Raw genomic sequence first — 25,530 nt, forward strand, 5'->3', positions numbered from 1 at the left:
GGGGGTCGGGATGACCGGATTCATACGTGACATGGCCGGGGTGCTCCACCTCGGCAGACGGGCCGGCGGCAGGCGTCCGGCGGTGTTCCACCGCGGCGGCCGGCCGGCGGGGCGTCCGCACAACATCTTCGAGGCGGCGGCCTGCTATGTGGCGGCGGGCGCCGAGGGCGACGAGGAACGGGGTGCCCAGGCGGCGGAGTGGGTGTCGCCCGAGGCGCTGGCCTTCGGCATCAACGAACTCGCCTGCCGGGCCGTGCTGGTGCTGGCCCGGGAGCGCGGGCGGTCGCCGCAGGAGGTCGCCCATGAGCTCCTCGGGCTGCCGCTGCCCTGACGGGCCGTGGCCCCGGCGATCCCGCGGTCCACGTCACAGGATCGCATCGTCGCAGCGTACGGCTGGTGACAAGGCCGGGCCCGGCCAATTAGGGTGCGCGGCGAAGTGCGGACCGGCTATGGAAGGGAGGCGCGGCGTGCCGACGACCGAGAGCGCCGACGACGACCAGTTGGGCGACCAGTTGTTCGTGCTGACGGCGGTGCTGCTGACGCCCGCGCAGTTCCCCAGCGTGCTCGGCGACGACTACCCCGAGGTGTGCGCGGGACTCGGCCTCGAACCGTACGCGGAGGGCTACGGCCTGGTCCTCGGCCAGGACGGCACGGGTGCGCGCTGGACCGTGGCCACCGAGGACGTGTCGTTGGTGGCCTGCGCGATCGCGGCCTGGGACTGCGGCATGGAGTACGACCTGTCGCCGGGCGAGGAGAGCATCGTCGTGGCGCTTCCGGGGTGGCCGCTGGCCCTGGCGGTCGCCACCCCCGGGATACCGCGGCCGCACGACCCCGAGCCGCAGGAGGGCGATCGCGCGCCGCTGGCGCCGCCGGACGCCGGCGACTGGGGGCCCGCACAGCGGCGGCTGGGCGCGGACGAGATAGCGCTGCAGTGGGCGTCCTGGCGGGCGCAGGTGGAGGACGAGGAGGTCTCCTTCGCGGAGCCCGGCGAGGAGCGGCACCGGGGGGTGCGACGGGTGTTGGCGGAGGCCCGCGGCTATCTCGTCGATCCCCCGCCGCCGGGTCGGGTGCGGTCGTCGTTCGCCGCCGGCGAGGCCCGTACGCTGCGGGTCGACGGGCCCGGGTGGAGCATGGTGGCACGCACCGACGACATCGCCTTCGTCCTGCTCGACGAAGAGCCGGGGCAGGTGCACCCGGTGGGGCGGGGACCGGAACTGCCCGGACTGCTGGCCTCGTTGGACGGCCTGGCGGCGCGCCCCCTGTGACGGCCGCGGCCGGCCGGGCCGCCCTCGAGGGCGCGCCGGCCGGAACCGCCGGCTCAGCGGCCGAGCTGCTTGTGACCGACCCGGCGCAGCCGGCGCCGCTGGGAGGGGTCGAGCGTCAGATACGCGACGGCCGGGATCCCGACCATGACCAAGACGGCCGCCCAGAACGGCAGCAGCCACAGCAGGATCACTCCCACCGCGACGCCGCCGATCGCGACCTTCGCCTGTGTGGACATCCTTCACGCCCTTTCCGCGGCGCGTGCCGCGCTCTGTCGTATTCCATTGAACGCCGATTCACCGCCGGAGGTTCCCTCGACGGGCGGATCGTGCTGTACCCTCGGGCGCTCCACGCTCCAGTAGTCAAATTTGAGGAGTACCGGCCCGGTGGCTTCCCTCCCCTCGGTCACACCCGCCCTGCTCTCCGATCTCTCCCCCTGCGCGGCAGTCTTTCTGCCGTCCGATCCGTCCCGGCTGGGACGCATCGCCTTCTGGCGCCCGGACGGCGAACCCGTCCTGGGCGTCTCCGCCGACACCACGCCCGGTGGGGCCGGCGCGGACCGGCCGGCACTGGAGCAGCTGCCCGTCGCCCTGCCCAACGGGCCGGAGGACGGCGACGCGGAGAACGGCAGCGGTGCAGACGGCGGCGTCACCGTGTGCACCGTGCCGGCCCTGGTGCTGCCGGTGGCCGCGGCGCTCCCCGTCCTCACCCGGATACGTGACGGCCGGCACACCCACCCGGCGGCGGCCTTCTGGGGCACCGCCGCCCTGCTGGCGCTCCGGCTCGCGGCCCGCGGCCGGCTGCTGCCCGGTCTCAGCCCCACCGACCACGACGCCTGGCGGGCCGGCCCGCTCGACCCGGAGGACGTCGCGCAGCTGCGCGACCTGGCCGCCGCCATGCCCCCGTACGCCCACGCCGCTCCGCTCCCGGGGACCGCCCCGGTGCGGCTGCCGGAACCCGAGCACCAGGTGCGGGCCTTCCTGGACGCGGTCGCCGACGGGCTGCCCCGTACCCCCGCGGCCGAACTGGCCGCCGGCGGACCGGCCTTCGCCTCGCCCGCCCCGCAGCACATCCCGGAACAGCGCGCGTGGGCCGCGGAGGTCGCCGCCGGGCACGACGCGGGGGTGCGGATCTCGCTGCGGGTGGAGGTGCACGGGGCGGGCCCGGCCCCCATGGAGGCGCCGGACACGGAACCGTGGCGCCCGGATGCGGCGGAGCCGGATCGCGGACGCCCAACGGGCCCGCAGCATCCGGCCGGACCCGACGCGGGCCGGGGACCCGGCGCCGATCCTGACGTCACGTTCGCCGCCGTCGTGCAGGTCCACAGCGCGGCCGATCCCACGGTCGTCGCCGACGCCGCCGAGGTGTGGACCGGCACGGCACCGGCGGGGCGGGCGTTCGGCCCGCGGGCGCGGGCGGAGACCCTGCTGACGCTGCGCCGGGCGGCCGCCGCCTGGGCGGCGCTGACCCCACTGCTGTCCGCGGCGGTGCCGGACGCACTGGAGCTGGCGGACGAGGAGGTCGCCGAGTTGCTGGGCCCGGCGTCCGGTGCGCTGGCCGCCGCCGGGGTCCGGGTCCACTGGCCGGAGGAGTTCGCCCGGACGCTGACCACGCGGGCCGTGGTGGGGCCGCCCGACGGGCCGGACGCCGCCGCGTACGGGCCCGGGGCCGGCGGGGCGCCGTCACTGGTCTCCGCCGACGCACTGCTCTCCTTCAGTTGGCGGTTCGCCATCGGTGACCAGGAGATCGACCGGACGGAGCTGGACCGGCTCGCCGAGGCGCGCCGCCCCCTGGTACGGCTGCGCGGCCGGTGGGTCCTGGTGGACCCGGAGGCGGTGCGCGCCGCCCGGGACCGCAAGGACCACACCGTCACCCCGTTGGACGCCCTGGGCGCCGCGCTCACCGGCAGCACGGAGGACGAGGCCGGGCACCGGGTGGAGGTCCAGGCGTCCGGCTGGCTCGCCCGGTTGCGCGACCGGCTGGCCGACCCGGATGCCGCCGGGGGCCCGGCGATCGGCCAGCCCCCGGAGCTCGCCGCGACCCTGCGCGACTACCAGGTGCGCGGCCTGAGTTGGCTGCACCGGATGACCTCGCTCGGCCTCGGCGGCTGTCTGGCCGACGACATGGGCCTGGGCAAGACCATCACGTTGATCGCCCTGCACCTGCACCGGCAGGCCGATCCGGAGTCGGCCGGACCCACGCTCGTCGTCTGCCCCACCTCCCTCATGGGCAACTGGCAACGGGAGATCGAGAAGTTCGCGCCGGGGACGCCGGTGCGCCGTTTCCATACCGGGCGGCGCAACCTGGCGGACCTGGCCGACGGGGAGTTCGTCCTCACCACCTACGGGACGATGAGACTGGACACCGCCAGACTGGCGGAGGTCGGCTGGGGACTGGTCGTCGCCGACGAGGCGCAGCACGTCAAGAATCCCTTCTCGGCCACCGCCCGGGCACTGCGCGCCCTGCCCGCCACGGCCCGGGTGGCGCTGACCGGCACGCCCGTGGAGAACAACCTGTCGGAGCTGTGGGCGATCCTGGACTGGACGACGCCGGGGTTTCTGGGGCCGCTGGCCCGGTTCCGCAGGCAGCACGCGCAGGCCATCGAGGGCGGCCCGGCCGGTTCGCCGGAGGCCGCCGCGGCGGCCGAGCGGCTGGCCCGGCTGGTGCGGCCCTTCCTGCTGCGCCGGCGCAAGTCCGACCCGGGGATCGCGCCGGAGTTGCCGCCCAAGACGGAGACCGACCGGGCGGTGGCGCTCACCGCGGAACAGGTCGGGCTGTACGAGGCGGTGGTGCGCGAGGGGCTCGGCGAGATCGCCGGGTCGGCCGGCCTCGCGCGCCGTGGCCTGGTGGTGAAGTTGCTGACCGCGCTCAAGCAGATCTGCAACCACCCCGGGCACTACCTCAAGGAGCCGCCGGGCGGACCGGACGCCGGAACCGCGCGGTTCGCCGGGCGGTCGGGGAAGGCCGAGTTGCTCGACGAACTGCTCGACACCCTGCTCGCCGAGGGCGCCAGCGTCCTGGTGTTCACGCAGTACGTCCAGATGGCGCGGCTGCTGGCGGAACACCTGGCGGCGCGCGGGGTGCCGGCCCAACTCCTGCACGGCGGAACACCGGTGGCCCGACGGGAGGAGCTGGTGCGGCGCTTCCAGGACGGGGCGGTGCCGGTGTTCCTGCTGTCCTTGAAGGCGGCGGGGACGGGCCTGAACCTCACCCGGGCGTCGCATGTCGTGCACTTCGACCGCTGGTGGAACCCGGCGGTCGAGGCGCAGGCCACCGACCGCGCGTATCGGATCGGGCAGACCCAGCCGGTGCAGGTCCACCGGATGGTCACCGAGGGCACGGTCGAGGACCGGATCGCCGCGCTGCTCTCCCGTAAACAGCAGCTGGCGGACGCGGTCCTGGGTTCCGGCGAGGCGGCGCTGACCGAACTCACCGATGCCGAGCTGGCGGACCTGGTCGCCCTGCGGGGGAGCGAGCGATGACCGACACATATGAGGACCACAGGGGGAAGGACGGGCCGGTGCACGAGGACATGAAGGATGGGGACGCGGTGTACGGGAGCGGGGCCGGAGCGGCGGGGCCGGAGCGGACGTTCGCGGCGCTGCCGGTGGCGCGCGGCCAGGGCTTCGCGCGGACCTGGTGGGGACAGGCATGGCTCAAGGCCCTGGAGGACACCGCGTTGGACGGGGCGCAGCTGAAGCTGGGCCGACGGCACGCGCGCGCCGGGGCGGTAGGCGCGGTCTCCGTACGGCCGGGCCGGATCACCGCCGTCATCGAGGACCGCGACCACACCCTGTACCGCTCCGACGTGCTGCTCCAGCAGTTGCCCCCGGCGGACTGGGACCGGCTGCTGGACGTCGTCGCGGACCGGTCCGGGCACCTCGCGGCACTACTGGACCGCGACATGCCGCCGGCCCTGGTGGAGGACGCGGCGGCGGCCGGGGTCGAACTCCTGCCGGGAATCGGCGACCTGGAGCCGGAGTGCGGCTGCGAGGCGTGGGACCACTGCGCGCATTCGGCGGCGCTGTGCTACCAGGTGGCGCGGCTGCTGGACCAGGATCCGTTCGTGCTGCTGCTGTTGCGCGGGCGGGGCGAGGAGGAACTCCTGGACGAACTCCAGCGGCGCAGTGCCTCCCGGGGCGGGGCGGCGACCGGCCCGGCCGGTTCCGCCGGTGCGGACGCGGTCGGCATCCCCGCCACCGAGGCGTACGCGGCGCGGGACGTCCTTCCGCCGCTGCCGCCGCCCCCCTCCCCGGTCGCGGTCCCCGGCCCGTCGCCGGCGCTCGGCGGTGGCGCCGCGCCGGCCCCCGGGGTGGCCCCGGACGCACTGGAGTTCCTGATCGGTGACGCGGCGGCGCGCGCTCGGCGGCTGCTGTCGGAGGCACTTTCGCCCTGGCACGCCGACAACCCGCCGGCGCCCGCTTTGACGCCCGCCCAGGACGCGGTGCGGCTGGCGGCGGCCGGGCCCGGCGCGGCCGTCGCGGCACGCCTGGCGGACGGTTCGGGGCGCGATGCGCGGGGCCTGGATCTGGCCGTACGGGCCTGGCGGTTGGGCGGTCCGGCCGGGCTGGCGGTCCTGGAGGAGGAGTGGACGCCGGCGCCCGAGGTGCTGTCCCGGGTGCGGGATCGGCTGGCGGCCGCCTGGGAGGACGAGGCGTCCCGGCCGCGGCTACGGGCCGCCGGGAACCGCTGGACGGTCGTGGGCGGCGGCACCCAGCTCCGCTATGGGCGCGACGGCCGCTGGTGGCCGTTCCGCAAGGAGAGCGGTCGGTGGGCGCCGGCCGGTCCGGCCGCGGACGATCCGGCGGCGGCGCTGGCCGCCCTCGCGGCCGACGTACCGGACGGGCACATGGAGCGGAATCGCACCACGGTGCGAGAAACATCACCTTTGGTCAGCCCTTGACACCTGATGGTCAATTCGAGTCGACACCAATGACAGGATGGACCCGAATCCGCACCCATTTCGTGCGATTCATTCCGCGACGCTGCCCGCTTGAGTCCCCGTACGCCGGCTTCCGGCAGCCTGCGCCGCGTATGTCCACCCGTCGACCGATCCGACCGTTAGGCCCGTCCTGCCATGCCGCTCGCCTTCCTCCGCCGCCTGCGCGACCGTACGCCGCACAGCCCCCAGCCGACCCTCCCCCGCGGGGCGGGCGCGCTGGACCTGTGCGTCGACGATCCCGTCGGACTGCCGATGGCCGGGGCGGAGATCTCGGTGCTGGACGCGGACGGCCGGGAGGCGATGGCCGGCCGGACGGACCCCAACGGCCGGCTGACCGTCACCCTGCCGCCCGGCGACTACCGGCTCCTGGTGACCTCCGACGGCTTCCGGCCGGTCCGCTGCGAGGCCCGGGTGACGGCGGGCGAGCGGACCGCGCCCCGCCCGATCACGCTGGAACTGGCGCCGGCACTGCCGCTGCCCGAAGCCGGCCAGTGGCGGCTCGACCCCGACCACAGCGCCATCCGGTTCACCGCCCGGCACATCGGACTCGCCGAGATCCACGGCCGGTTCAACCACTTCGAGGGCGGGCTGTGGATCGGCGAGCGGATGCAGGACTCCCGGGTCGAGGTGACCATCGACGCGGCGAGCATCGACACCGGCGTGCGGATGCGCGACGACCACCTGCGGTCGGCGGAGTTCCTGGACGTGGCCCGCTTCCCCCATCTCCAGTTCACCGGCGACCGGTTCGTCCACAAGGGAGGCAGCCGGTGGGCGGTGCAGGGCGTGCTCCATCTGCACGGCGTCAGCCGCACCGTCCAGTTGGACACCCGCTACCTGGGCATCGGTACCGGCATCATGGGCGAGACCCGCACCGCGTGCCAGGCCGTCACCGAGCTGCACCGCGAGGACTTCACCCTGGACTGGCGCAAGATGCTGGCCAGGGGCATCGCCGCGATCGGCGCTACGATCCGGATCGAGCTGGACATCCAGGCGGTCCGGCCCGAGTAACAGCCGCACGGAAGAGGGTGCCCCATGGCCGGCCCATCGCCCCAGCCACCGTTCGCCGAGGCGCTCGCCGCCGGACCGGTCGTCCTCGATGGCGGGCTGTCCAACCAACTGGAAGCGGACGGCCACGACCTGAGCGACGCCCTGTGGTCGGCCCGGCTGCTCGCCGAGGAACCGGAAGCCGTGGTGCGGGCCCACCTGGCCTACTACGAGGCGGGCGCCCAGGTGGCCATCACCTCCAGCTACCAGGCCACGTTCGAGGGGTTCGCCCGGCGCGGCACCGGCCCGGAGGACGCCGCCGGGCTGCTGCGCCGCAGCGTCGGACTGGCCCGCGAGGCGGCGGCGCGGGCGCACGCCGCCGGGGTCGCCGGGCCGCTCTACGTCGCCGCGTCGGCGGGCCCGTACGGCGCGATGCTCGCCGACGGCTCCGAATACCGCGGCCGGTACGGGCTGTCCGTGGACGACCTGGTGCGCTTCCACCGGCCGCGCCTGGAGGTCCTGGCGGCCGCCCGGCCCGACGTGCTCGCCCTGGAGACGGTGCCGGACGCGGACGAGGCGCGGGCGCTGCTGCGCGCGGTCCGCGGCCTCGGCGTCCCGGCCTACCTGTCGTACAGCATCGCCGGCGACCGCACCCGCGCCGGGCAACCGCTGGCCGAGGCGTTCGCCTGCGCGGCGGACGCGGACGAGGTGATCGCGGTCGGGGTGAACTGCTGCGCGCCGGACGACGCCGACCGGGCGGTGGCGGTCGCGGCCCGGGTCACCGGCAAGCCGGTGGTGGTCTATCCCAACAGCGGGGAGAGCTGGGACGCCACGGCCCGCGGCTGGCACGGCAGCCCGACCTTCCACGCGGACCGGGTGGCCGGCTGGGTCGCGGACGGCGCTCGGTTGATCGGCGGTTGCTGCCGGGTGGGCCCGGACGCCATCGCCGAACTGGCGGCGGCACTGGGCCGCTGACCGGGCGGGAAAACGGGCGGCGGCACCCCGGCCGGCCCCGGCCGTCGTCGCCACCTGGGCACGGCGTGCGGCCCGCGGCAGACAGGTGCTCTGCTACAGCACCGGCGTCACCCACCACGCCTCCCGGTCGGTGGCCTGGACCTTGGGCCTCACCCCGCCCGGCTGACTCTGGACCCTGCGCTGAGCGATCGCCGTCCTGACAGGCCAGGGGCGTTACCCAGCCGCAACGGACGCACCGGCGACAGAAGTGCCGGCCGATGGCAGGATGCAGGCCAACTCGCCACACCTCCGGCCCGGTTGACCGTCACGGCACTCTTGGAGGACCTGTGACCGCTCGCTCCGCGTTGCCCGTTCTGGCCGCCGCCGCGGCCGCCGCCCTCCTGGCGGGATGCACCAGCACCGCGCCCGTCGGACAGCAGGGCCGGGGGCCGGAACTGGTCCGCCCCGGAGCGCTCCTGACCTGCACCCACCTCCCCTACGCCCCCTTCCAGGTCAAGCGCGACGGCAAGGTCGTCGGGTTCGACGTGGACCTGGTGGACCTGGTGGCCAAGGACCTGCACGTCACCCAGCAGATCATCAACACCCCCTTCGAAGGCATCGAGACCGGCCAGGACTTCGCCATCCGCACCTGCGACCTCGCCGCCGCGGGCATGACCATCACCCCCGCCCGCGCGAAGGTCATGGACTTCTCCGACCCGTATTTCAACGCCACCCAGGCACTCCTGGTGAAGCGCGGCACCTCGGTGAAGAAGATCGAGGACCTGAAGGGCAGGAAGCTCGGCTACCAGAAGGCCACCACCGGCGCGCTCTACGCCAAGGCACACGGAAAAGGCGTCGAACTGGTCGAGTTCGAGGACGTCGGCCTGCTGCTGACCGCGGTCGGATCCGGGCAGGTCGACGCCGGGATCAACGACAACGGCGTGCTCCTCGACTACGCGAAGCACAACCCGGACACCCACGTGGCGGCGGAGTTCGACACCGGCGAGCACTACGGCTTCGGCGTGCGGAAGGGCAACGACGCGCTGCGGAAGCGCATCAACGAGGTCCTCGCACGGGCGAAGAAGGACGGGAGCTACGACCGGATCCACCGGAAGTGGTTCGGCTGATGCCCCGGCCCCTGTCCAGGCGCCGCCGGGCGCGGCTGGTCCGCGGCGCGCAGTACGGCGTGCTGGTGGCCGCGGTGGCGGCCCTCACCCTGGCCGCCGACTGGCGCCGGCTGGGATCGGCTTTCTTCGACGTCTCCGTCGCCACGGCGCTGTTCCCCGACATCGTCACCACCGCGCTGGTCAACACCGTGCGCTACACCCTGCTCGGTTTCGGTTTCGGGCTCGCGCTCGGGCTGGTCCTCGCCCTGATGCGGCTCTCCTCGGTGCCTCCGTACCGGTGGCTCGCGGTGACCTACATCGAGTTCTTCCGCGGGATCCCCGCCCTGCTGGTGTTCATCGCGCTCGGCTTCGGGGTGCCGCTGGCCTTCCAGGTCGCCCTCGACCAGGGCGTCACGGTGATGCTGTCGCTGGGGCTGGTGGGCGCGGCCTACATGGCGGAGACGATCCGGGCCGGTATCCGGGCCGTGCCCAAGGGGCAGACGGAGGCGGCGCGTTCGCTGGGCATGTCGCAGGGCCGGGCGATGGTCTCGATCGTCGTACCGCAGGCGTTCCGGATCGTGCTGCCACCGCTGACCAACGAGCTGATCCTGCTGACGAAGGACTCCTCGCTGGTGTACCTGCTGGGCCTGTCGCTCTCCCAGTTCGAGCTGGCCAACTTCGGGCGGGACGCGCTCAACGAGCACAAGAGCCTCACCCCGGTACTGGTCGCGGGGCTGCTGTACCTGGTGATCACCCTGCCACTGGGCCAGTTGGTCCGGCGGTTGGAGGCCCGCACGGCGAAGGCCCGGTGACGGCGCGCGTGTACGGGCGGGAACGGAAGCAGCGGCGCCACGGCGGGCAGGGGGCGGGATGACCGGCGACGGGGACGGCAACGGCGAGAACGCCATCGAGGTGCGCGGGCTGCACAAGGCGTTCGGCGCGCTGGAGGTGCTGCGCGGGATCGACTTCTCGGTCGCGCGGGGCGAGGTGGTGTGCGTCATCGGACCGTCCGGTTCCGGGAAGTCGACGCTGCTGCGCTGTGTGAACCTGCTGGAGGAGCCGACCGCCGGCCGGATCACCGTCGCCGGCACCGAGGTCACCGACCCGGAGGTGGACATCGACCGGGTGCGGCGCCGGATCGGGATGGTGTTCCAGTCCTTCAACCTCTTCCCGCACCTGACTGCGCTGGAGAATCTGACCATCGCCCAGCGCCGGGTGCTGCGCCGCGACCGGCCGACGGCCGCGCGGATCGCCCGCGACCAGCTGGCGCGGGTCGGACTGGGCGACAAGGAGGCCGCCTACCCGGCGCAGCTGTCGGGCGGCCAGCAGCAACGGGTGGCCATCGCCCGGGCACTGGCGATGGACCCGGAGCTGATGCTCTTCGACGAGCCGACCTCGGCCCTCGACCCGGAACTCGTCGGCGATGTGCTGGCGGTGATGCGGGCGCTGGCCCGGGACGGGATGACGATGCTGGTCGTCACGCACGAGATGGGATTCGCCCGGGAGGTCGCCGACCGGGTGGTCTTCATGGACGGCGGGCTGGTCGTCGAGGAGGGCACCCCGGGACAGGTGGTGGGCGCTCCCCGGCACGAGCGGACCCGGGCGTTCCTCTCACGCGTCCTGGACCCGGCGGCGGCCGAGGTGGACGGGACTGACGGCACGGACACGGCAGACGGGACGGACGGCACCGGGCCGACCACCGGGCGGCGGACCTGACGCCGCCGCCCGTCCCCGCGGCCCGGTGCTCCGGACCGGCTCAGACCAACGGCTTGGTGAGCTTCTTGGTGTTGCTGCGGTTGCCGGTCAGGCTGCACACCACGGACTTGATGCCCAGCTTGTAGCCCTTGGTGTTGGGGAACTGCACATAGGTGCCCTCGGCCGTCCCGGCGGGCTGCTTGGACGCCTTGTCCGGGAGCTGGATCGAGCACAGCGAGGACGCCTTGTCCTTGATCTCGCTCTCGGAGGTCAGACCGGCGGGGAGGGTGTACACGAAGACGACCTCGGCGTCGTGCGGCCCGGTGCAGGGGGCCGACAGGTTGTTGCCGCCGTTCCCGCCCGGCGGGATGTCGAAGCAGTCGCCGGTCTTGAGGGTGTAGAAGGGGGCGGTACGGCCGGTGGGCGTGGACGCGGAGGTCTCCGGGCCGCCGCTGGGGCTCGCCGAGTCGGACGGGGTCGGTGAGGCGGAGTCCGAGGCCGACGGGCCGGCGCTCGCCGAGGTGCTGGCACCCGGTCGGGCCTGATCGCGGCCGCCGCCATCGCTGTTGGCCCATATGACGCCGCCGATGACGAGCGCCACGACGAGCACGCCGGCGCCGATGATCAGGGCGATGGTGGTGCCGTTGCCGCCGCCCGAGGGCGGCGCGGGCGGCTGCTGCCAGCCACCGGGGCCGGGCGGCCCGTAGCCACCGGCGGGCGCGCCGTACGGGCCGGCGGGCGGCGGGCCGGCCGGCGGCGCCGACGGCCCGTAGCCGCCCGGACCGTAACCGCCCGGCCCCGGCTGCTGCCCGCCCGCCCCGTAGCCGCCTCCGGGCGGGCCGAAACCACCCGGGTCGCCCTGGGGCGGCTGGTGCGGCGGCTGGTTGGACGGCGGGGGCGGGGGAAAACTCATGGCGGAAGTGATCGTTTCTTTGGTGTGGAGGCAAGGACGCGGTGACCGATCTGGACCGTTCCGAGGTGAAACATCCACCCCGTGGGCGCCGTTGACGAGCCACAGCCCGGGACGGACACTCCCGATCCTGATCGCCCGGACAGACCCTAACGTGCCCGACGTGTACGCCTCACTGCCCGGAGGTGCTCCATGTTCACCGACCTTCCCCTGGACGAACTGCGCCGCTACCGCCCTCCCCTGCCCGAGCCGCCCGGCTTCGACGCGTTCTGGCGACGCACGGTGGACGAGGCCCGGGCCCATGACCTCGCCCCCCGGTTCACCGCGGCCGACACCGGCCTGACCCAGTTGCACACCGACGACGTGGAGTTCGCCGGATTCGGCGGGCACCGGATCCGCGGCTGGTTCCTGCACCCGCGGACGGCCACCGGACCGCTGCCGTGCGTGGTGCAGTACCTCGGCTACGGCGGCGGCCGGCTGCTGCCGCACGACTGGCTGCTGTGGCCGGCCGCCGGCTACGCCACGCTGGTCATGGACTCCCGCGGCCAGAGCGGCCCCAACCGGCCCGGCGACACCCCCGACCCGGTGGGCGCCACACACCCGGGCGTACCGGGCAAGCTGACCCAGGGCCTGCTCGACCCCGACACCTACTACTACCGACGGCTGTTCACCGACGCCGTACGGGCGGTGGACACGGCCCGCGGGCACCCCGCGGTGGACGCCGAGCGGATCGTGGTCGCCGGCCACAGCCAGGGCGGCGCCCTCGCGCTGGCCATGACCGGGCTCGTCCCGGGGCTGGCGGGCGCGCTGATCGACGCGCCGTTCCTGACCCACATCCGGCGCGCCCTCGACGTCACCGACCAGGGGCCGTACGGCGAGCTGGCCCGCCACTTCGCCGGCCGGCGCGACGACATCGACTCCGCGCTGCACACCCTCGACCACTTCGACGGCCTGAACTTCGCGGCCCGCGCCACCGCCCCGGCGCTCTTCGGCACCGCGCTGCGCGACGAAATCGTCCCGCCGTCCACCGGGTTCGCCGCCCATCACCACTACGCGGGCGACAAGCGGCTGGAGGTGTGGCGGTTCAACGCGCACGAGAGCGGCGGGGGCGCCCAGCGGACCGCGGAGATCCGCTTCCTGCGCGAGCTGTTCGGCGGCTGATCCGCACCGGTCGGCGGCGGCCCGCGCGTGTCGTCCACAGGCCACCCGCGCCCCGCGGCACGCGGATTACGATGCGGCTGCGGACCGGGGTCCAGAGCGGCCGGGAGCCCCGGGGCAGGGCCTGGCCACCGGCCGCCGAGGGAGAGTGCTCGATGGGCGCACAGTCGGCCGGACCGCTGGTCGTCGGGGTGGACAGCTCCACGCAGTCCACCAAGACGCTGGTCGTGGACGCGGAGACCGGCGAGGTGCTGGCCCGGGGCCAGGCACCGCACACGGTCGGCGGCGGCCCCGGCAAGGAGAGCGACCCCCGGCAGTGGTGGCGGGCACTGGGCGAGGCACTGGCCCAGTGCGGACCCGCCGCGCGACAGGCGTCCGCGATCTCCGTCGCCGGTCAGCAGCACGGGCTGGTCACCCTGGACGCGGCCGGGGAGCCGGTCCGCCCGGCGCTGCTGTGGAACGACGTCCGGCCCGCCCGGGAGAGCGCGCGGCTGATCGCGGAGGGCGGCGGCCCCGAGGCGTGGGCGGAGCGGACCGGAAGCGTGCCGGGCCCGGCGTTCACGGTCGCCAAGTGGGCCTGGCTGTGCGCTCACGAGCCGGCCGCGGCGGCCGCCACCGCCGCCGTCCGGCTGCCGCACGACTACCTCGTCCAGCGGCTGACGGGCCAGGCGGTCACCGACCGCGGCGACGCCTCGGGCACCGGCTGGTGGGCGGGGTCCACGGAGGCGTACGACCCGGAGGTCCTGGACCGGGTCGGACTGAGCCCCTCGATGCTGCCGCGGGTCGCGCTCCCCGGCGAGGCGGCGGGCACCGTGCGGACCGATGAACTCCACCTGCCGCACGGCGCGTTGGTGGCCGCCGGGACGGGCGACAACATGGCGGCGGCGCTCGGCCTGGGCCTGCGTCCCGGCCAGCCGGTGCTGAGCCTTGGTACCTCCGGCACGGTCTACGCGGTGACCACCCGCCGGCCCGCCGACCCGACCGGCACCGTCGCCGGCTTCGCCGACGCCCGCGGCGACTGGCTGCCGCTGGCCTGCACACTCAACTGCACGCTCGCCGTGGACCGGGTGGCGGCGCTGCTCGGCCGCGACCGGGAGGCCGTCGAGCCCGGCGGCGACGCCGTGCTGCTGCCCTTCCTGGACGGCGAGCGGACGCCGAACCTCCCGCGCGCCACCGGCCTGCTGCACGGCCTGCGCCACGACACCACGGCCGGCCAGCTGCTCCAAGCCGCCTACGACGGCGCGGTGTTCGCACTGCTGCGGGCGCTGGACCAGGTGTCGGGGCCGGAGACCGCGCCCGGCACCCCGCTGCTGCTGATCGGCGGCGGGGCCCGGGGCCGCGCCTGGCGGGAGACCGTGCGGCGGCTGTCGGGCCGCCCGGTGGTGGTGCCCGAGGCGGGCGAGCTGGCCGCGCTCGGAGCGGCGGCCCAGGCTGCCGGGCTGCTGCTGGGCGAGGATCCGGCGGCGGTGGCGCGCCGTTGGGGCACGGCCCGGGGTGCGGAGCACTCGGCGCGGGAGCGGGACGACGCCGCCTGGGAGCGGCTGACGGACACGCTGACCGAGGGCGCGGCACTGCTCGGCGGCTGACCGCACCTGCCGTCGAGAATCGCCCCGGCACACTTTGCCCAACACCGAAAGATCTAAACCCTTTCCACGGGGAGTATTTTCCATGCCACCCCATCGAGCGATTGTGCGGATAAAAACAGCGCCGCTATCTTCGAGGCGGCGGCGAGCTGCCGGGACATTCCTCGCTTTCTCCCCGGTGTTCCGCGCCGCAGCCTCGACGAGATAGGTGACATGGTGACGATTGCCGGCGAGACGCTGTCCGGAAGCGCCGAAGAGAGCCAGAATTCCAGCCTGAGTACCTCCGCCGCGCGGAATCTGGCGACGACCACCAAGACCGCGCCGCAGATGCAGGGCATCACCTCCCGCTGGCTGCTGCGACTGCTGCCCTGGGTGCAGGTCTCCGGCGGCACGTACCGCGTCAACCGGCGCCTGACCCACACCGTCGGCGACGGGCGGATCGACTTCGACATCAACGGCGGCTCGGTCGCGATCATCCCCGAGGAACTGCGCGAATTGCCCACGCTGTGGGAGTTCACCGACCCCACGGTGCTCTCCGAACTCGCCCAAAGGTTCACTCAGCACGAGTACGCCCCCGGCGAGATGATCGCCCGGTCCGGCGCCCCGCACGACCGGGTGGTGCTGATCGCGCACGGCCGGGTCGACCGGATCGGCACCGGCAAGTACGGCGACGAGACCGTCCTGGAAGCGCTGGCCGGCGGCGACCACCTCGGCGACGCCCCGCTGAACAGCGCCGACGGGCAATGGGAGTTCAGCTACCGGGCGGTGACCCGGGTGACGGTGATGGCCCTGGCGCGCCAGGACGCCCAGGAGGTCATCGGCCGCTCCCCGACCCTGCGCGACCACCTCGCGGCGAGCCCCGACGGCGCCGCCCGGCCGGCCAACGCCAGCGGCGAATCCGCCATCGCCCTCACCTCCGGCCACCATGGCGAACCCGCCCTGACCAGCACCTTCGTCGACTACGACCGATCGCCGCGGGAGTACGAACTCAGCGTCGCGCAGACCGTCCTGCGCACCCACACCCGGGTCGGCGACCTCTACAGCGACCCGATGAACCAGGTCGAGGAACAGCTCAAGCTCACGGTGCACGCGCTGCGCGAGCGCCAGGAGCACGAGATGATCAACAACCCCGAGTTCGGGCTGCTGCACAACGCCGACCTCAAGCAGCGCATCCCCACCCGCAGCGGCCCGCCCACCCCCGACGACCTGGACGAACTCCTCGCCACGGTCTGGAAGGACCCGGGCTTCCTGCTGGCCCACCCCAAGGCGATCGCCGCGATCGGCCGGGAGTGCAGCGCCCGCGGCCTCTACCCGGACGCGGTGGACTTCATGGGCCACTCGTTGCCGTCCTGGCGCGGGGTGCCGATCTTCCCCTGCAACAAGATCCCGGTGACGAAGGAGGGCACCAGCTCGGTGCTGCTGATGCGCACCGGCGAGGACAAGCAGGGCGTGGTCGGACTGCACCGCAGCGGAATTCCCGATGAATACGAGCCGAGCCTTTCGGTGCGTTTCATGGGAATCAACGACAAGGCCGTCGTGAACTACCTCGTCAGCGCCTACTATTCGGCAGCAATTCTCGTACCCGATGCGCTGGGTGTCCTGGAAGACGTGGAAATCGGGCACTGAGCGGAAATCCCGCGGCGGCGACTACCGCACCGCGCGGACCGGTAGCGCCTCCCGCCACGCCCTTCTCCCTTCTTTCCCGCGCATTTCCCGGAATTCTGAGCACCGAATTCCTACGCACCGATCGGAACAGGTGACCTCCCGCCATGACCACATCCGTGGATCCCACGTCCGGCCCGCAGACCGACGGCGCCGAGCAGCTCCGGTCCAGCCTGGGCACCGCGGCCGCCCGCAATCTGGCGACCACGACCAAGACCCCGCCGCAGATGCAGGGCATCTCCTCGCGGTGGCTGCTGCGGATCCTGCCCTGGACGCACGTCTCCGGCGGTACGTACCGCGTCAACCGGCGCCTGACCCACACCCTCGGTGACGGCGAGGTGGAGTTCATCACCGAGGGCGCCGAAGTCCGGGTCATTCCCCAGGAGTTGCGCGAACTGGCGCCGCTGCGCGGCTTCACCGACGACCCCACGCTCCAGGAGTTGGCCGGACGCTTCGCCCAGCGGGAGGTCGCCCCCGGTGACGTCCTCGTCGAGCGCGGTACACCGACCGACCAGGTCGTCCTGATCGCCCACGGCAAGTTCGAACGCATCGGCGCCGGCAAGTACGGCGACGAGACGGTGACCGCGGTGCTCGCCGGCGGTGACGCGGCCGGCGACGCGGCACTGCTGGCCCCCGACGCCGCATGGGAGTTCACCCTTCGCGCGGCCACCCGAGGCACCGTCCTCACCCTGTCCCGTGCCGATTACGAGGAGGTGCTGGGCCGTTCGGCGCCACTGCGCGAGCACATCGAGAGCTTCCGCACGGCGCTCGTCCCGGCGCAGAACAAGCACGGCGAGGCCGCCATCGAGCTGGCCGCGGGACACGTCGGCGAGCCGGCGCTGCCGGGCACCTTCGTGGACTACGAGCGGTCGCCCCGAGAGTACGAACTCAGCGTCGCGCAGACCGTGTTGAAGATCCACTCACGGGTCGCCGACCTCTACAACGACCCGATGAACCAGCTGGACCAGCAGCTGCGACTGACCGTCGAGGCGCTGCGCGAGCGCCAGGAACACGAGATGGTCAACAACCGCGAGTTCGGGCTGCTGCACAACGCCGACCTCAAGCAGCGCATCCACACCCGCAGCGGCCCGCCCACCCCCGACGACCTGGACGAGCTGATCTCCCGGCGCCGCAAGACGCAGTTCCTGCTGGCGCACCCGCGGACCATCGCGGCCATCGGCCGGGAGTGGAACGCCCGCGGGATCTACCCGGCGACCGCGGAGATCGACGGGACGCCGGTGCGCGCCTGGCGCGGCATCCCGCTGCTGCCCTGCAACAAGATCCCGATCAACCCGGACCAGACCAGCTCGATCCTCGCCATGCGGGTCGGCGAGGAGAACCAGGGCGTGGTCGGGCTCCACCAGACCGGCATCCCGGACGAGTACCGGCCGGGCCTGTCGGTGCGGTTCATGGGCATCAACGACCAGGCCGTCATCAATTACCTGGTGAGCGCCTACTACTCGGCGGCGGTGCTGGTGCCGGACGCACTGGGCATCCTGGAGGACGTCGAGATCGGACACTGAGCGACCGGAAGCGATCGGATCGAACACCCCGTCACCCGGGCGCCCACCACGGCCTGACTCTCCGTCAGAAAACGGCCGCGGCGCGGCACCCGGGTGACGTGCATGCGGTCCGATCAGGGGGCGTTGCGCGCTTTTGATCCACGGCGGGCCTTCTTTGGTCAAGCCATTGACACAACGGCCATTCCCTTGGCAGGGCGCGCGCTGTTGCGCATGATGAACGCACCGGCCGTGCGTGACATGTACGCGACCACCCCTCGGTCCTTGTCAGGAGTTCGCATGGAACCCGACCAGCACTTCCCGGCCCGCCGCCGACTGCTCACCGGCGCCGCCGCGTTCGCCGCGGCCGCCGCCCTCACCCCCCTCACCCGGGCCGGCGCCGCATCGCCGCACAGACGGCGCACACGGACCGCCGACTACCCACCCGTCCACTGGACGCCGGCCAACCCGGCCAACTACACCGCAGCGAACCGCCCGACGCAGTACCCGATCGACACCGTCGTGATCCATGTGACGCAGGAGAGCTTCCCGGACACCCTCCGGCTCTTCCAGGACCCCGCACACAAGGCCGCCGCGCACTACGTCGTCCGCTCCTCGGACGGCTACACCGCCCAGTGCGTCCGCGAACGGAACGTCGCCTGGCACGCCGGCAACTGGGACTACAACACCCGCAGCATCGGCATCGAGCACGAGGGCTGGATCGACGACCCGAAGTGGTTCACGGAAGCCCTCTACACCCGCTCCGCGCTGCTCACCGCCGCCATCTGCGACCGCTACGGCATCCCCAAGGACCGCAAGCACATCATCGGGCACGTTGAGGTCCCGGGCACCGACCACACCGACCCCGGCCAGTACTGGGACTGGGCGCACTACATGGACCTGGTCAAGGAGGTGTCCATCTGGGACCGCACGGGGGACTGGGGGCACAAGGGGGACTGGGGCCACAAGAGCGACACCTACTGGGAGGACCTGCTCGACATGTGACGCCCCGTCCTCATGTGACGCCCCGTTCTCGAAATTCGGCATCCCGTCACACGCACCGCCCCGCCGGTACGGGCCCCGACGGCCCCCGGCAACCACGCCGCCGCCCGTACCGGGCGACACGGCACCGTTCCGCGGATGTTCGGAATCCCGCCATCCGCGGGCCATAGTGAGCGCTGCCACCACCTGGGACAGTTGACGCGACGTCAGGGGGCTGTTGTGAAGCGGACGTTGGGCAGGATCCGGACGGTGGCGACCATCGCGGTCGCCTGGGGCGTCCTGGCCGGTGGCGGGGCGGCGGGCGCGACCCGGGCAGCCGCCGCCGACGGGTTCACACGGACGGCCCCGGTGCGACTGGCCCGCGGGGTGACCTACACCGAGTTCCGGAAGACCCTGCCGCGCGGCATCGTCCACGGCCACCTGCTGACCGTCGACCTCTCCGACCCCGCGGTCTCGGTGGACCTGCTCCACCCGTCGGCGGTCGCCGCACGGGCCCCGGTGTCCGAACTCGCCGAGGACCGGGACGCGCTCGCCGCGGTCAACGGCGACTTCTTCAACATCAGCGAGACCCAGCACCCCGGGGTGGAGGTCACCGGCTCCTCGGTGGGACCCGAGGTGTCGTCCGGACGGCAGCTGAAGGGCGCGGTGCCGGACGGCCAGCGGTTCGGCCCGACGCTGCCACCGGGCGCCACCACCAAGGACGTGCTCGGCGTCGGCTACAACCACCGAGCCCGGCTGGAGCGCCTGACGCTGCGCGGCACCGTCCGCAGCCGCGCGGGCTCCTGGCCGCTGCGCGGACTGAACCAGTACGCCCTGCCGGAGGGCGGCATCGGCGCGTACACCACGCGCTGGGGCAAGGTGTCCCGGGTGCGCGCGGTCTGCGGCACCGACACCGACCGCGCGGCGGGCTGCGACACGGACGCGGCCGAGGTCACGATCCGCGGCGGGCGCGTCGTGGAGACCGCCGACCGACCGGGCGCCGGGGCGATCGAACCGGGATCGGTGGTGCTGGTCGGCCGCGAGCGGGGCGCGCGACACCTGCGCGCGCTGCACATCGGCGAGCGGGTCCGGATCAGCCACCGGCTCGTCGGACGACTGCCGGGCCGGCTGCACTGCGCGGTGGGCGGCTTCCCGGTACTGCGAGCCGGACGCCCGGCGCCCGGCCTGGACACCGTGGCGGTCACGATGCGCACCTCCGCCGGCATCGCCGACCGCGGCCGCACCCTGCTCCTGATGGCGCTGGACGGGGCGAAGGGCCGGCACCAGACCGGCCTCACCGTACGGGAGCTGGCCGGGCTGATGGCGGGGCTGGGCGCGCGGGACGCGGTGGACCTGGACGGCGGCGGTTCCTCGACGTTCGTCACCCAGGACGCGGACGGCGAGGCGCAGGTGCGCAACCACCCGAACGTCGAGCGGGAACGCCCGGTGGCCAACGCCGTGGGGGTCTTCGCCGCCGAGTGACCCGCGAGCGACCTCGGGGGTCCGACGGGCGACCGGTGAGCGACCGGGCGGCCTCGGGGTGACCGACGGGCGATGGCTCCGTGGCGCTCGCGACGACTCCGCGGCACCGGGGGTGGTGGCGCCACGCTGGGGCGGTGGCGCGGGGCGTCGGGTGGGGCGTGGGCCCCGGGTCGCGGACCTTGGGGCGTCAGCCTGGGGCGGCGTCGGCCTTGGGCGGCGCCCGTCTCGGGGTGCGTTGGTGCGGTGCCCGACTTGGGGTGCGTCGGTCTTTGGGGTGCGTCGGCCTTGGGGTGTGTTGGTGGGGTCCGGGGGCCGGGGCGGGTGCCTGCTGCCTCTTCCTTGTTCGGCAACGATTACGGAGAGTTATTCGTTCCCGTGTTGTCTACCCAGGGTTTGATGTTGCCTACCCAGGGTGAGGTGAGGGGTGCGGCAGGGCCGCGGAGTCACGGGCGGACGCTGCTGACGACCTCGGCGGCGCTGGCGAGACCGTGGTGGATGTCGGGGGCGAGGCTGCTGCCCGCCAGGTAGAAGCCGAGCAGTCCGCACACGATGGCGTGCGAGATCTTCAGCTTTCCGCTGCGCAGAAAGATCACGACCAGGGTGACCAGCAAGAGGATCACCGAGATGGAGACAGCCATGGACACCACACCTCCTCGACCACCGCCCGAACGGGCGGCAAGCGGTGGCCAGTTTGGCGCATTTCGGGGTATGTCCGGTTCGCGGCAGGGTGCTCCAAACAGGTGATCACTGCGGGTCACGAGGGGAGGGCGAGGGGCAGAGGCGGGGCGGGAGCGCGCCGGCCGGGTCGCCGCGCGGGGCCTCGACTTCTGCACGCGAGGGACACGTTCGGGGGGAGTTTCAGCCACCGGTAAAGAAGTGGCATGGATCACTTCACCCCCCGCAACGGAGTGTTGCGATTGACCGTCTTAGCGGCCGACATCGCCGCCGCTCCCACACCACCGACGGAAAGTCCGCCCATGAGCCTGAGCCCCGCCCGGCCGTTCCGGCCGTCTCGGTCGTTGTGTATCGCCTTGGCGCTGATGCCGGTGCTCGGTGTCGGGACGCTCGCGGCGTGCGACGCGGCCCGGGCGTCGGCGTCGCAGGAGCGGCCGGTGAAGGTGGGGCTGGGGTCGGCGAGCGGGAACCCCACGGTGCAGGCCGGCGACCAGCTGCGGGTCAGCGCGGACGGCGGAGTGTTGACCGAGGTGACGGTGACCGATCCCCGGGGCCGGCAGCTGGTCGGCGGGTTCAGCCAGGGCGGGACGGTGTGGACGTCGCGGGCCAAGGCCGCGCCGGAGACCAAGTACTCCGTGCTCGCCCGGACCAAGAGCGACCAGGGCGCCACCACCGAGGCCAAGGAGTCCCTGACCACCGGGAAGGTGGCCAAGCGGAACCGGGTGTCGTTCAGCCCCCGGCCGCGCGGCGGGGTGGTCGGCGTGGACGATCCGATCCGGCTGACGTTCGCCTTCCCCATACGGGACCGGGAGGCGGTGGAGCGGCGATTGTCGGTGATCACCGACAATCGAAGCGAGGGGGCCTGGTCATGGGAGCCCACGCACGGCGGCAAGGACCGGATCGTCTGGCGGCCGACGCACGAGTGGAAGCCGGGCACCAAGGTCACCGTACGGGCCGAGCTGAACGGTGTGGACTCCGGTGACGGGCGCTTCTTCACCAAGGATTACGGGTTGCGGTTCACCGTGGGGCGCAGTGCGCCCGTCCGGTCGGACCTCGATTCTGACGCGTACATCACACCCGGACTCGGACCTGCGCCGGCTTTATGGCAAGGTCCAGGTGGGTGACCCCCAGTGGTGGTCACCGAACCCTCCCTGCGAGGGACAGACAACCGAGGGGCGGGACCGGAGACTGGATGGTCGGCCGGTCGCAGCGGCAGTGGACCGGAGGCGGAGCGAGCGCCTCGTGTCGGGCTGTCGACCCCTTTTCAGAGCCTAATGTGACGGAATGAGCACCGTGCAGGACCAGGATCAACTCACGGGGTGGCGGCGCTTCCGGCGCCGCGTCCCCAATGGCTTCGCCATCCTCTTCAGCTTGCTGGGGCTCTTCTGTGCCCTGACGGCGCTGATCGGACCCCTTCGGCGCACCCTCCATTCGACGATCTACTGGCTGGACACGCTCACCATCCCGGTGACGCCGAACTTCGCCTACGCCGCGTTCCTCTTCCTCCTGGCCGCGGCGATGACCGCGCGGAAACGGGTGGCCCTGTGGTTCGTCGTCGCGTACATGGTGCTGAACGTCCTCGCCGACGCGCTGTTCCTGGCGGCCGGGTACTGGGAGTTCAGCTTCTCCCTGGTGCTGTGCGCCGGGGCGCTGGTGCTGCTGCTCGTCTCGCACCGTGAGTTCTACGCGATCACCCGGCGCGGCGCGTTCCTGCGGGCCGCGCTGGTGCTCGCCGGCGGGCTCGTGGTCGCGGTGCTGATCGGCTGGGGCCTGGTGTCGTTGGCGCCCGGTTCGCTGGAGAGCGGGGGTGGCAACCGGCTGCTGTGGGCGGCCAACCGGGTGTGCGGTGGGCTGGTCGGCGGCCGGATCGTCGAGGGGCACCCGCCGCACTGGATCGGCACCCTGCTCGGGCTGCTGGGCGCACTGGCGCTGCTCAACGCCGCCGCCGCGCTGTTCCGGTCGCAGCGGATGGAAGCCGCGCTGCACGGCGACGAGGAGGACCGGATCCGGGCGCTGCTGTCGAAGTACGGCAGTCAGGACTCGCTCGGCTACTTCGCGACCCGTCGCGACAAGGCCGTGGTCTTCTCTCCGAGCGGCAAGGCGGCGGTCACCTACCGTGTCGAGGCCGGCGTCTGTCTGGCCAGTGGTGACCCGGTCGGTGACCGGGAGGCGTGGGGTCCGGCGATCGACGCGTGGCTGGACGTCGCGGGTCGGTACGGCTGGCAGCCGGCCGTGATGGGCGCGAGCGAGGACGGCGCGAAGGCGTTCGCGCGCGCCGGGCTGGGTGCGCTGCAACTCGGTGACGAGGCGATCCTGCATGTGGCGCAGTTCGATCTGGACGGCCGGGACATGCGGGTCACGCGTCAGGCCGTCAACCGTGTGGAGCGGGCCGGGGCGACATTCCGGGTCCGGCGCCACGCGGAGTTGACGGACGCCGAGATGCAGGAGGTCATCCACCGCGCGGACGCGTGGCGGGACACCGAGACCGAGCGTGGTTTCTCGATGGCGCTGGACCGGCTCGGTGACGAGCAGGACGGCGACTGCCTGCTGGCCGAGGCGTTCGACGCGGACGGCAACATGATCGCGCTGCTGTCGTTCGTGCCGTGGGGCAAGGACGGCATCTCGCTGGACGTCATGCGACGGGACCGCAGTGCGCCGAACGGCGTGATGGAGTTCATGGTCGCGCAGCTGTGCGCGCAGGCCGGGTCGATCGGGGTGCGGCGGATCTCGCTGAACTTCGCGGTGTTCCGGTCCGCCTTCGAGGAGGGTGCCCGGATCGGTGCCGGTCCGGTGCTGAAGTTCTGGCGCCGGCTGCTGCTGTTCTTCTCCCGCTGGTGGCAGCTGGAGGCGCTGTACCGCTCGAACTCGAAGTACCTGCCGGAGTGGTACCCGCGGTTCCTGTGCTACGCGGACGCCGGTGCGCTGGCGCGGATCGGTACGGCGTCGGGTATCGCCGAGGGCTTCGTGGCGGTGCCGAGCCTGGGCAAGCTGTGGGGCAAGGGGCACAAGAAGCGGGTGCTGGCCCCGGCGAGCACCGCGGGTCTGCCGTCGCTGGACGAGCTGGGCCTGGTGCAGGCCGAGCCGGCCACCGCGGAGGAGCAGCGGGAGCGGGAGCTGGCCGCGCTGCCGGAGCAGGTGCGGGTGCGGCACCGGAAGCTGGAGCGACTGCGGGAGGCGGGGACCGACCCGTATCCGGTGGGCGTGCAGCGGACGCACACGCTGGGCCAGGTCCGTGAGGAGCACCGGGAGCTGGCGGCCGGGACGCGTACCGGCAAGACCGTGACGGTGGCCGGGCGGGTGCTGCTGACCCGTGACCACGGTGGTGTGCTGTTCGCGGTGCTGCGGGACTGGTCGGGCGATCTGCAGATCGCGGTGACCCGGGACTCGGGCGAGGAGCTGCTGGAGCGCTTCGGTGCGGATGTGGACCTCGGTGACCACGTGGAGGCCGAGGGCGAGGTCGGTACCAGTGACCGCGGTGAGCTGACGGTGTTCGTGACGCAGTGGCGGTTGACCGCCAAGTGTCTGCGTCCGCTGCCGGACAAGCGGCGTGGGCTGTCCGACCCGGAGGCCCGGGTCCGTCAGCGGTACGTGGACCTGGTGGTGTCGCCGGGTGCGCGGGAGACCGTGCGGGCGCGCAGCACGGCGGTTCAGGCGCTGCGGCAGGGGCTGATCGACCGGGGTTACCTGGAGGTCGAGACGCCGATGCTGCAGCAGATCCACGGTGGTGCGAACGCGCGTCCGTTCCACACCCACATCAACGCCTACGACCTGGACCTGTATCTGCGGATCGCGCCGGAGCTGTATCTCAAGCGGCTCTGCGTGGGCGGTATGGAGAAGGTCTTCGAGATGGGGCGGACGTTCCGCAACGAGGGCATCTCGTACAAGCACAACCCCGAGTTCACGATGTTGGAGGCGTACCAGGCGTTCGCCGACTACGACGTGATGCTGAACCTGACCCGGGAGTTGATCCAGGGTGCGGCGATCGCCGCGTTCGGCACCGCGACCGCGCGGAAGGCGGACAAGAACGGGCGGCTGGTCGAGCACGACATCTCGGGCATCTGGCCGGTGAAGACGGTGTACGGGGCGATTTCCGAGGCGCTGGGCGAGGAGGTCGACGCGGACACCGATCCGGAGGTGCTGCGGCGGCTGTGCCAGGCGGCGTCGGTGCCGGTCAAGCCGGAGATGGGCCGGGGCGACATCGTGTTGGAGATGTACGAGCGGCTGGTCGAGGAGAAGACCACGCTGCCGACCTTCTACAAGGACTTCCCGACCGATGTCTCGCCGCTGACCCGTCAGCACCGGGTCGATCCGCGGGTCGCGGAGCGCTGGGACCTGGTGGCGTTCGGCACCGAGCTGGGCACCGCCTACTCGGAGCTGACCGACCCGGTCGAGCAGCGGCGGCGGTTGACCGCGCAGTCGCTGTTGGCGGCCGGTGGTGACCCGGAGGCGATGGAGCTGGACGAGGACTTCCTCCAGGCTCTGGAGTACGCGATGCCGCCGACCGGTGGTCTGGGTATCGGTGTGGACCGGCTGGTGATGTTCCTGACCGGTCTGTCGATCCGCGAGACGCTGCCGTTCCCGCTGGTGCGGAAGCGCTGATCGCGCGGGGTTCCCGAGCGCCGGCCGGGCTGGATCT

The 25,530-nt window shown here is 73.0% G+C and carries 20 protein-coding genes; 17 read left to right on the forward strand and 3 right to left on the reverse strand.

What is annotated here, in order from left to right; genetic code table 11:
* Positions 1–10 precede the first annotated feature (10 nt).
* Positions 11–331, forward strand: coding sequence for a hypothetical protein (locus tag SNOUR_RS07625; RefSeq protein WP_312632102.1), 321 nt, complete (start codon positions 11–13; stop codon positions 329–331).
* Between the two features lie 136 nt (positions 332–467).
* Positions 468–1,265, forward strand: coding sequence for a hypothetical protein (locus SNOUR_RS07630; protein ID WP_174717852.1), 798 nt, complete (start codon positions 468–470; stop codon positions 1,263–1,265).
* 53 nt (positions 1,266–1,318) lie between these two features.
* Here the strand turns inward: SNOUR_RS07630 and SNOUR_RS07635 are convergent, their stop codons facing one another.
* Positions 1,319–1,501, reverse strand: coding sequence for a tail-anchor membrane protein (locus SNOUR_RS07635; protein ID WP_039630600.1), 183 nt, complete (start codon positions 1,499–1,501; stop codon positions 1,319–1,321).
* A gap of 148 nt (positions 1,502–1,649) precedes the next feature.
* On the opposite strand from SNOUR_RS07635, the gene SNOUR_RS07640 reads away from it, so the two are divergent.
* From SNOUR_RS07640 to SNOUR_RS07670, 7 genes are all read left to right on the forward strand, one after another.
* Positions 1,650–4,745 (forward strand): SCO1167/SCO6262 family helicase, encoded by a 3,096-nt coding sequence (locus SNOUR_RS07640; RefSeq protein WP_067344900.1) that lies wholly within the window; start codon positions 1,650–1,652, stop codon positions 4,743–4,745.
* Positions 4,742–6,166 (forward strand): SWF or SNF family helicase, encoded by a 1,425-nt coding sequence (locus tag SNOUR_RS07645; protein ID WP_376738502.1) that lies wholly within the window; start codon positions 4,742–4,744, stop codon positions 6,164–6,166. Before SNOUR_RS07640 ends, SNOUR_RS07645 begins: the two co-directional genes overlap by 4 nt.
* Positions 6,167–6,340: 174 nt before the next feature.
* Positions 6,341–7,213, forward strand: coding sequence for a YceI family protein (locus SNOUR_RS07650; RefSeq protein WP_067344901.1), 873 nt, complete (start codon positions 6,341–6,343; stop codon positions 7,211–7,213).
* Between the two features lie 24 nt (positions 7,214–7,237).
* Positions 7,238–8,164, forward strand: a complete 927-nt coding sequence (mmuM, locus tag SNOUR_RS07655) for a homocysteine S-methyltransferase (RefSeq protein ID WP_067344903.1) — start codon at positions 7,238–7,240, stop codon at positions 8,162–8,164.
* Between the two features lie 326 nt (positions 8,165–8,490).
* Positions 8,491–9,270 carry a basic amino acid ABC transporter substrate-binding protein gene (locus SNOUR_RS07660; protein WP_067344905.1) on the forward strand — a complete coding sequence of 260 codons (780 nt, stop codon included), beginning with the start codon at positions 8,491–8,493 and terminating at the stop codon, positions 9,268–9,270.
* A complete protein-coding gene (locus SNOUR_RS07665; RefSeq protein WP_067344907.1) occupies positions 9,270–10,061 on the forward strand; it encodes an amino acid ABC transporter permease in 792 nt (263 codons plus the stop codon). Before SNOUR_RS07660 ends, SNOUR_RS07665 begins: the two co-directional genes overlap by 1 nt.
* Positions 10,062–10,119: 58 nt before the next feature.
* Entirely contained in the window at positions 10,120–10,965 is an 846-nt protein-coding gene (locus tag SNOUR_RS07670; protein ID WP_067344909.1) for an amino acid ABC transporter ATP-binding protein, read from the forward strand.
* 40 nt (positions 10,966–11,005) lie between these two features.
* On the opposite strand, the gene SNOUR_RS07675 is transcribed toward SNOUR_RS07670, so the two are convergent.
* On the reverse strand, positions 11,006–11,857 hold the full coding sequence (locus SNOUR_RS07675) for a hypothetical protein (protein WP_067344911.1): 852 nt from the start codon (positions 11,855–11,857) through the stop codon (positions 11,006–11,008).
* 189 nt (positions 11,858–12,046) lie between these two features.
* Here SNOUR_RS07675 and SNOUR_RS07680 point away from each other — a divergent pair, with 189 nt between their 5' ends.
* The 6 genes from SNOUR_RS07680 to SNOUR_RS07705 all read left to right on the forward strand — a co-directional run bounded on the left by SNOUR_RS07680 (position 12,047) and on the right by SNOUR_RS07705 (position 20,219).
* Positions 12,047–13,015 (forward strand): acetylxylan esterase, encoded by a 969-nt coding sequence (locus tag SNOUR_RS07680; RefSeq protein ID WP_067344912.1) that lies wholly within the window; start codon positions 12,047–12,049, stop codon positions 13,013–13,015.
* A gap of 152 nt (positions 13,016–13,167) precedes the next feature.
* A complete protein-coding gene (xylB, locus tag SNOUR_RS07685; RefSeq protein ID WP_067344914.1) occupies positions 13,168–14,598 on the forward strand; it encodes a xylulokinase in 1,431 nt (476 codons plus the stop codon).
* A gap of 210 nt (positions 14,599–14,808) precedes the next feature.
* Positions 14,809–16,221 (forward strand): family 2B encapsulin nanocompartment shell protein, encoded by a 1,413-nt coding sequence (locus SNOUR_RS07690; protein WP_079142333.1) that lies wholly within the window; start codon positions 14,809–14,811, stop codon positions 16,219–16,221.
* A 143-nt stretch (positions 16,222–16,364) separates the two neighbouring features.
* On the forward strand, positions 16,365–17,780 hold the full coding sequence (locus SNOUR_RS07695) for a family 2B encapsulin nanocompartment shell protein (RefSeq protein ID WP_067344916.1): 1,416 nt from the start codon (positions 16,365–16,367) through the stop codon (positions 17,778–17,780).
* Between the two features lie 276 nt (positions 17,781–18,056).
* Positions 18,057–18,761 carry an N-acetylmuramoyl-L-alanine amidase gene (locus tag SNOUR_RS07700; protein WP_067344918.1) on the forward strand — a complete coding sequence of 235 codons (705 nt, stop codon included), beginning with the start codon at positions 18,057–18,059 and terminating at the stop codon, positions 18,759–18,761.
* Between the two features lie 237 nt (positions 18,762–18,998).
* Positions 18,999–20,219, forward strand: a complete 1,221-nt coding sequence (locus SNOUR_RS07705; protein ID WP_312635876.1) for a phosphodiester glycosidase family protein — start codon at positions 18,999–19,001, stop codon at positions 20,217–20,219.
* Between the two features lie 443 nt (positions 20,220–20,662).
* On the opposite strand, the gene SNOUR_RS07710 is transcribed toward SNOUR_RS07705, so the two are convergent.
* On the reverse strand, positions 20,663–20,857 hold the full coding sequence (locus tag SNOUR_RS07710; RefSeq protein ID WP_067344922.1) for a hypothetical protein: 195 nt from the start codon (positions 20,855–20,857) through the stop codon (positions 20,663–20,665).
* A 339-nt stretch (positions 20,858–21,196) separates the two neighbouring features.
* On the opposite strand from SNOUR_RS07710, the gene SNOUR_RS07715 reads away from it, so the two are divergent.
* Complete coding sequence (locus SNOUR_RS07715) at positions 21,197–22,018, forward strand: Ig-like domain-containing protein (RefSeq protein ID WP_067344924.1); 822 nt, start codon at positions 21,197–21,199, stop codon at positions 22,016–22,018.
* A gap of 160 nt (positions 22,019–22,178) precedes the next feature.
* On the forward strand, positions 22,179–25,493 hold the full coding sequence (lysX, locus tag SNOUR_RS07720) for a bifunctional lysylphosphatidylglycerol synthetase/lysine--tRNA ligase LysX (protein ID WP_067344926.1): 3,315 nt from the start codon (positions 22,179–22,181) through the stop codon (positions 25,491–25,493).
* Positions 25,494–25,530: the final 37 nt, after the last annotated feature.

Origin of the sequence: Streptomyces noursei ATCC 11455 (assembly GCF_001704275.1) — a bacterium.
Classification (GTDB): domain Bacteria; phylum Actinomycetota; class Actinomycetes; order Streptomycetales; family Streptomycetaceae; genus Streptomyces; species Streptomyces noursei.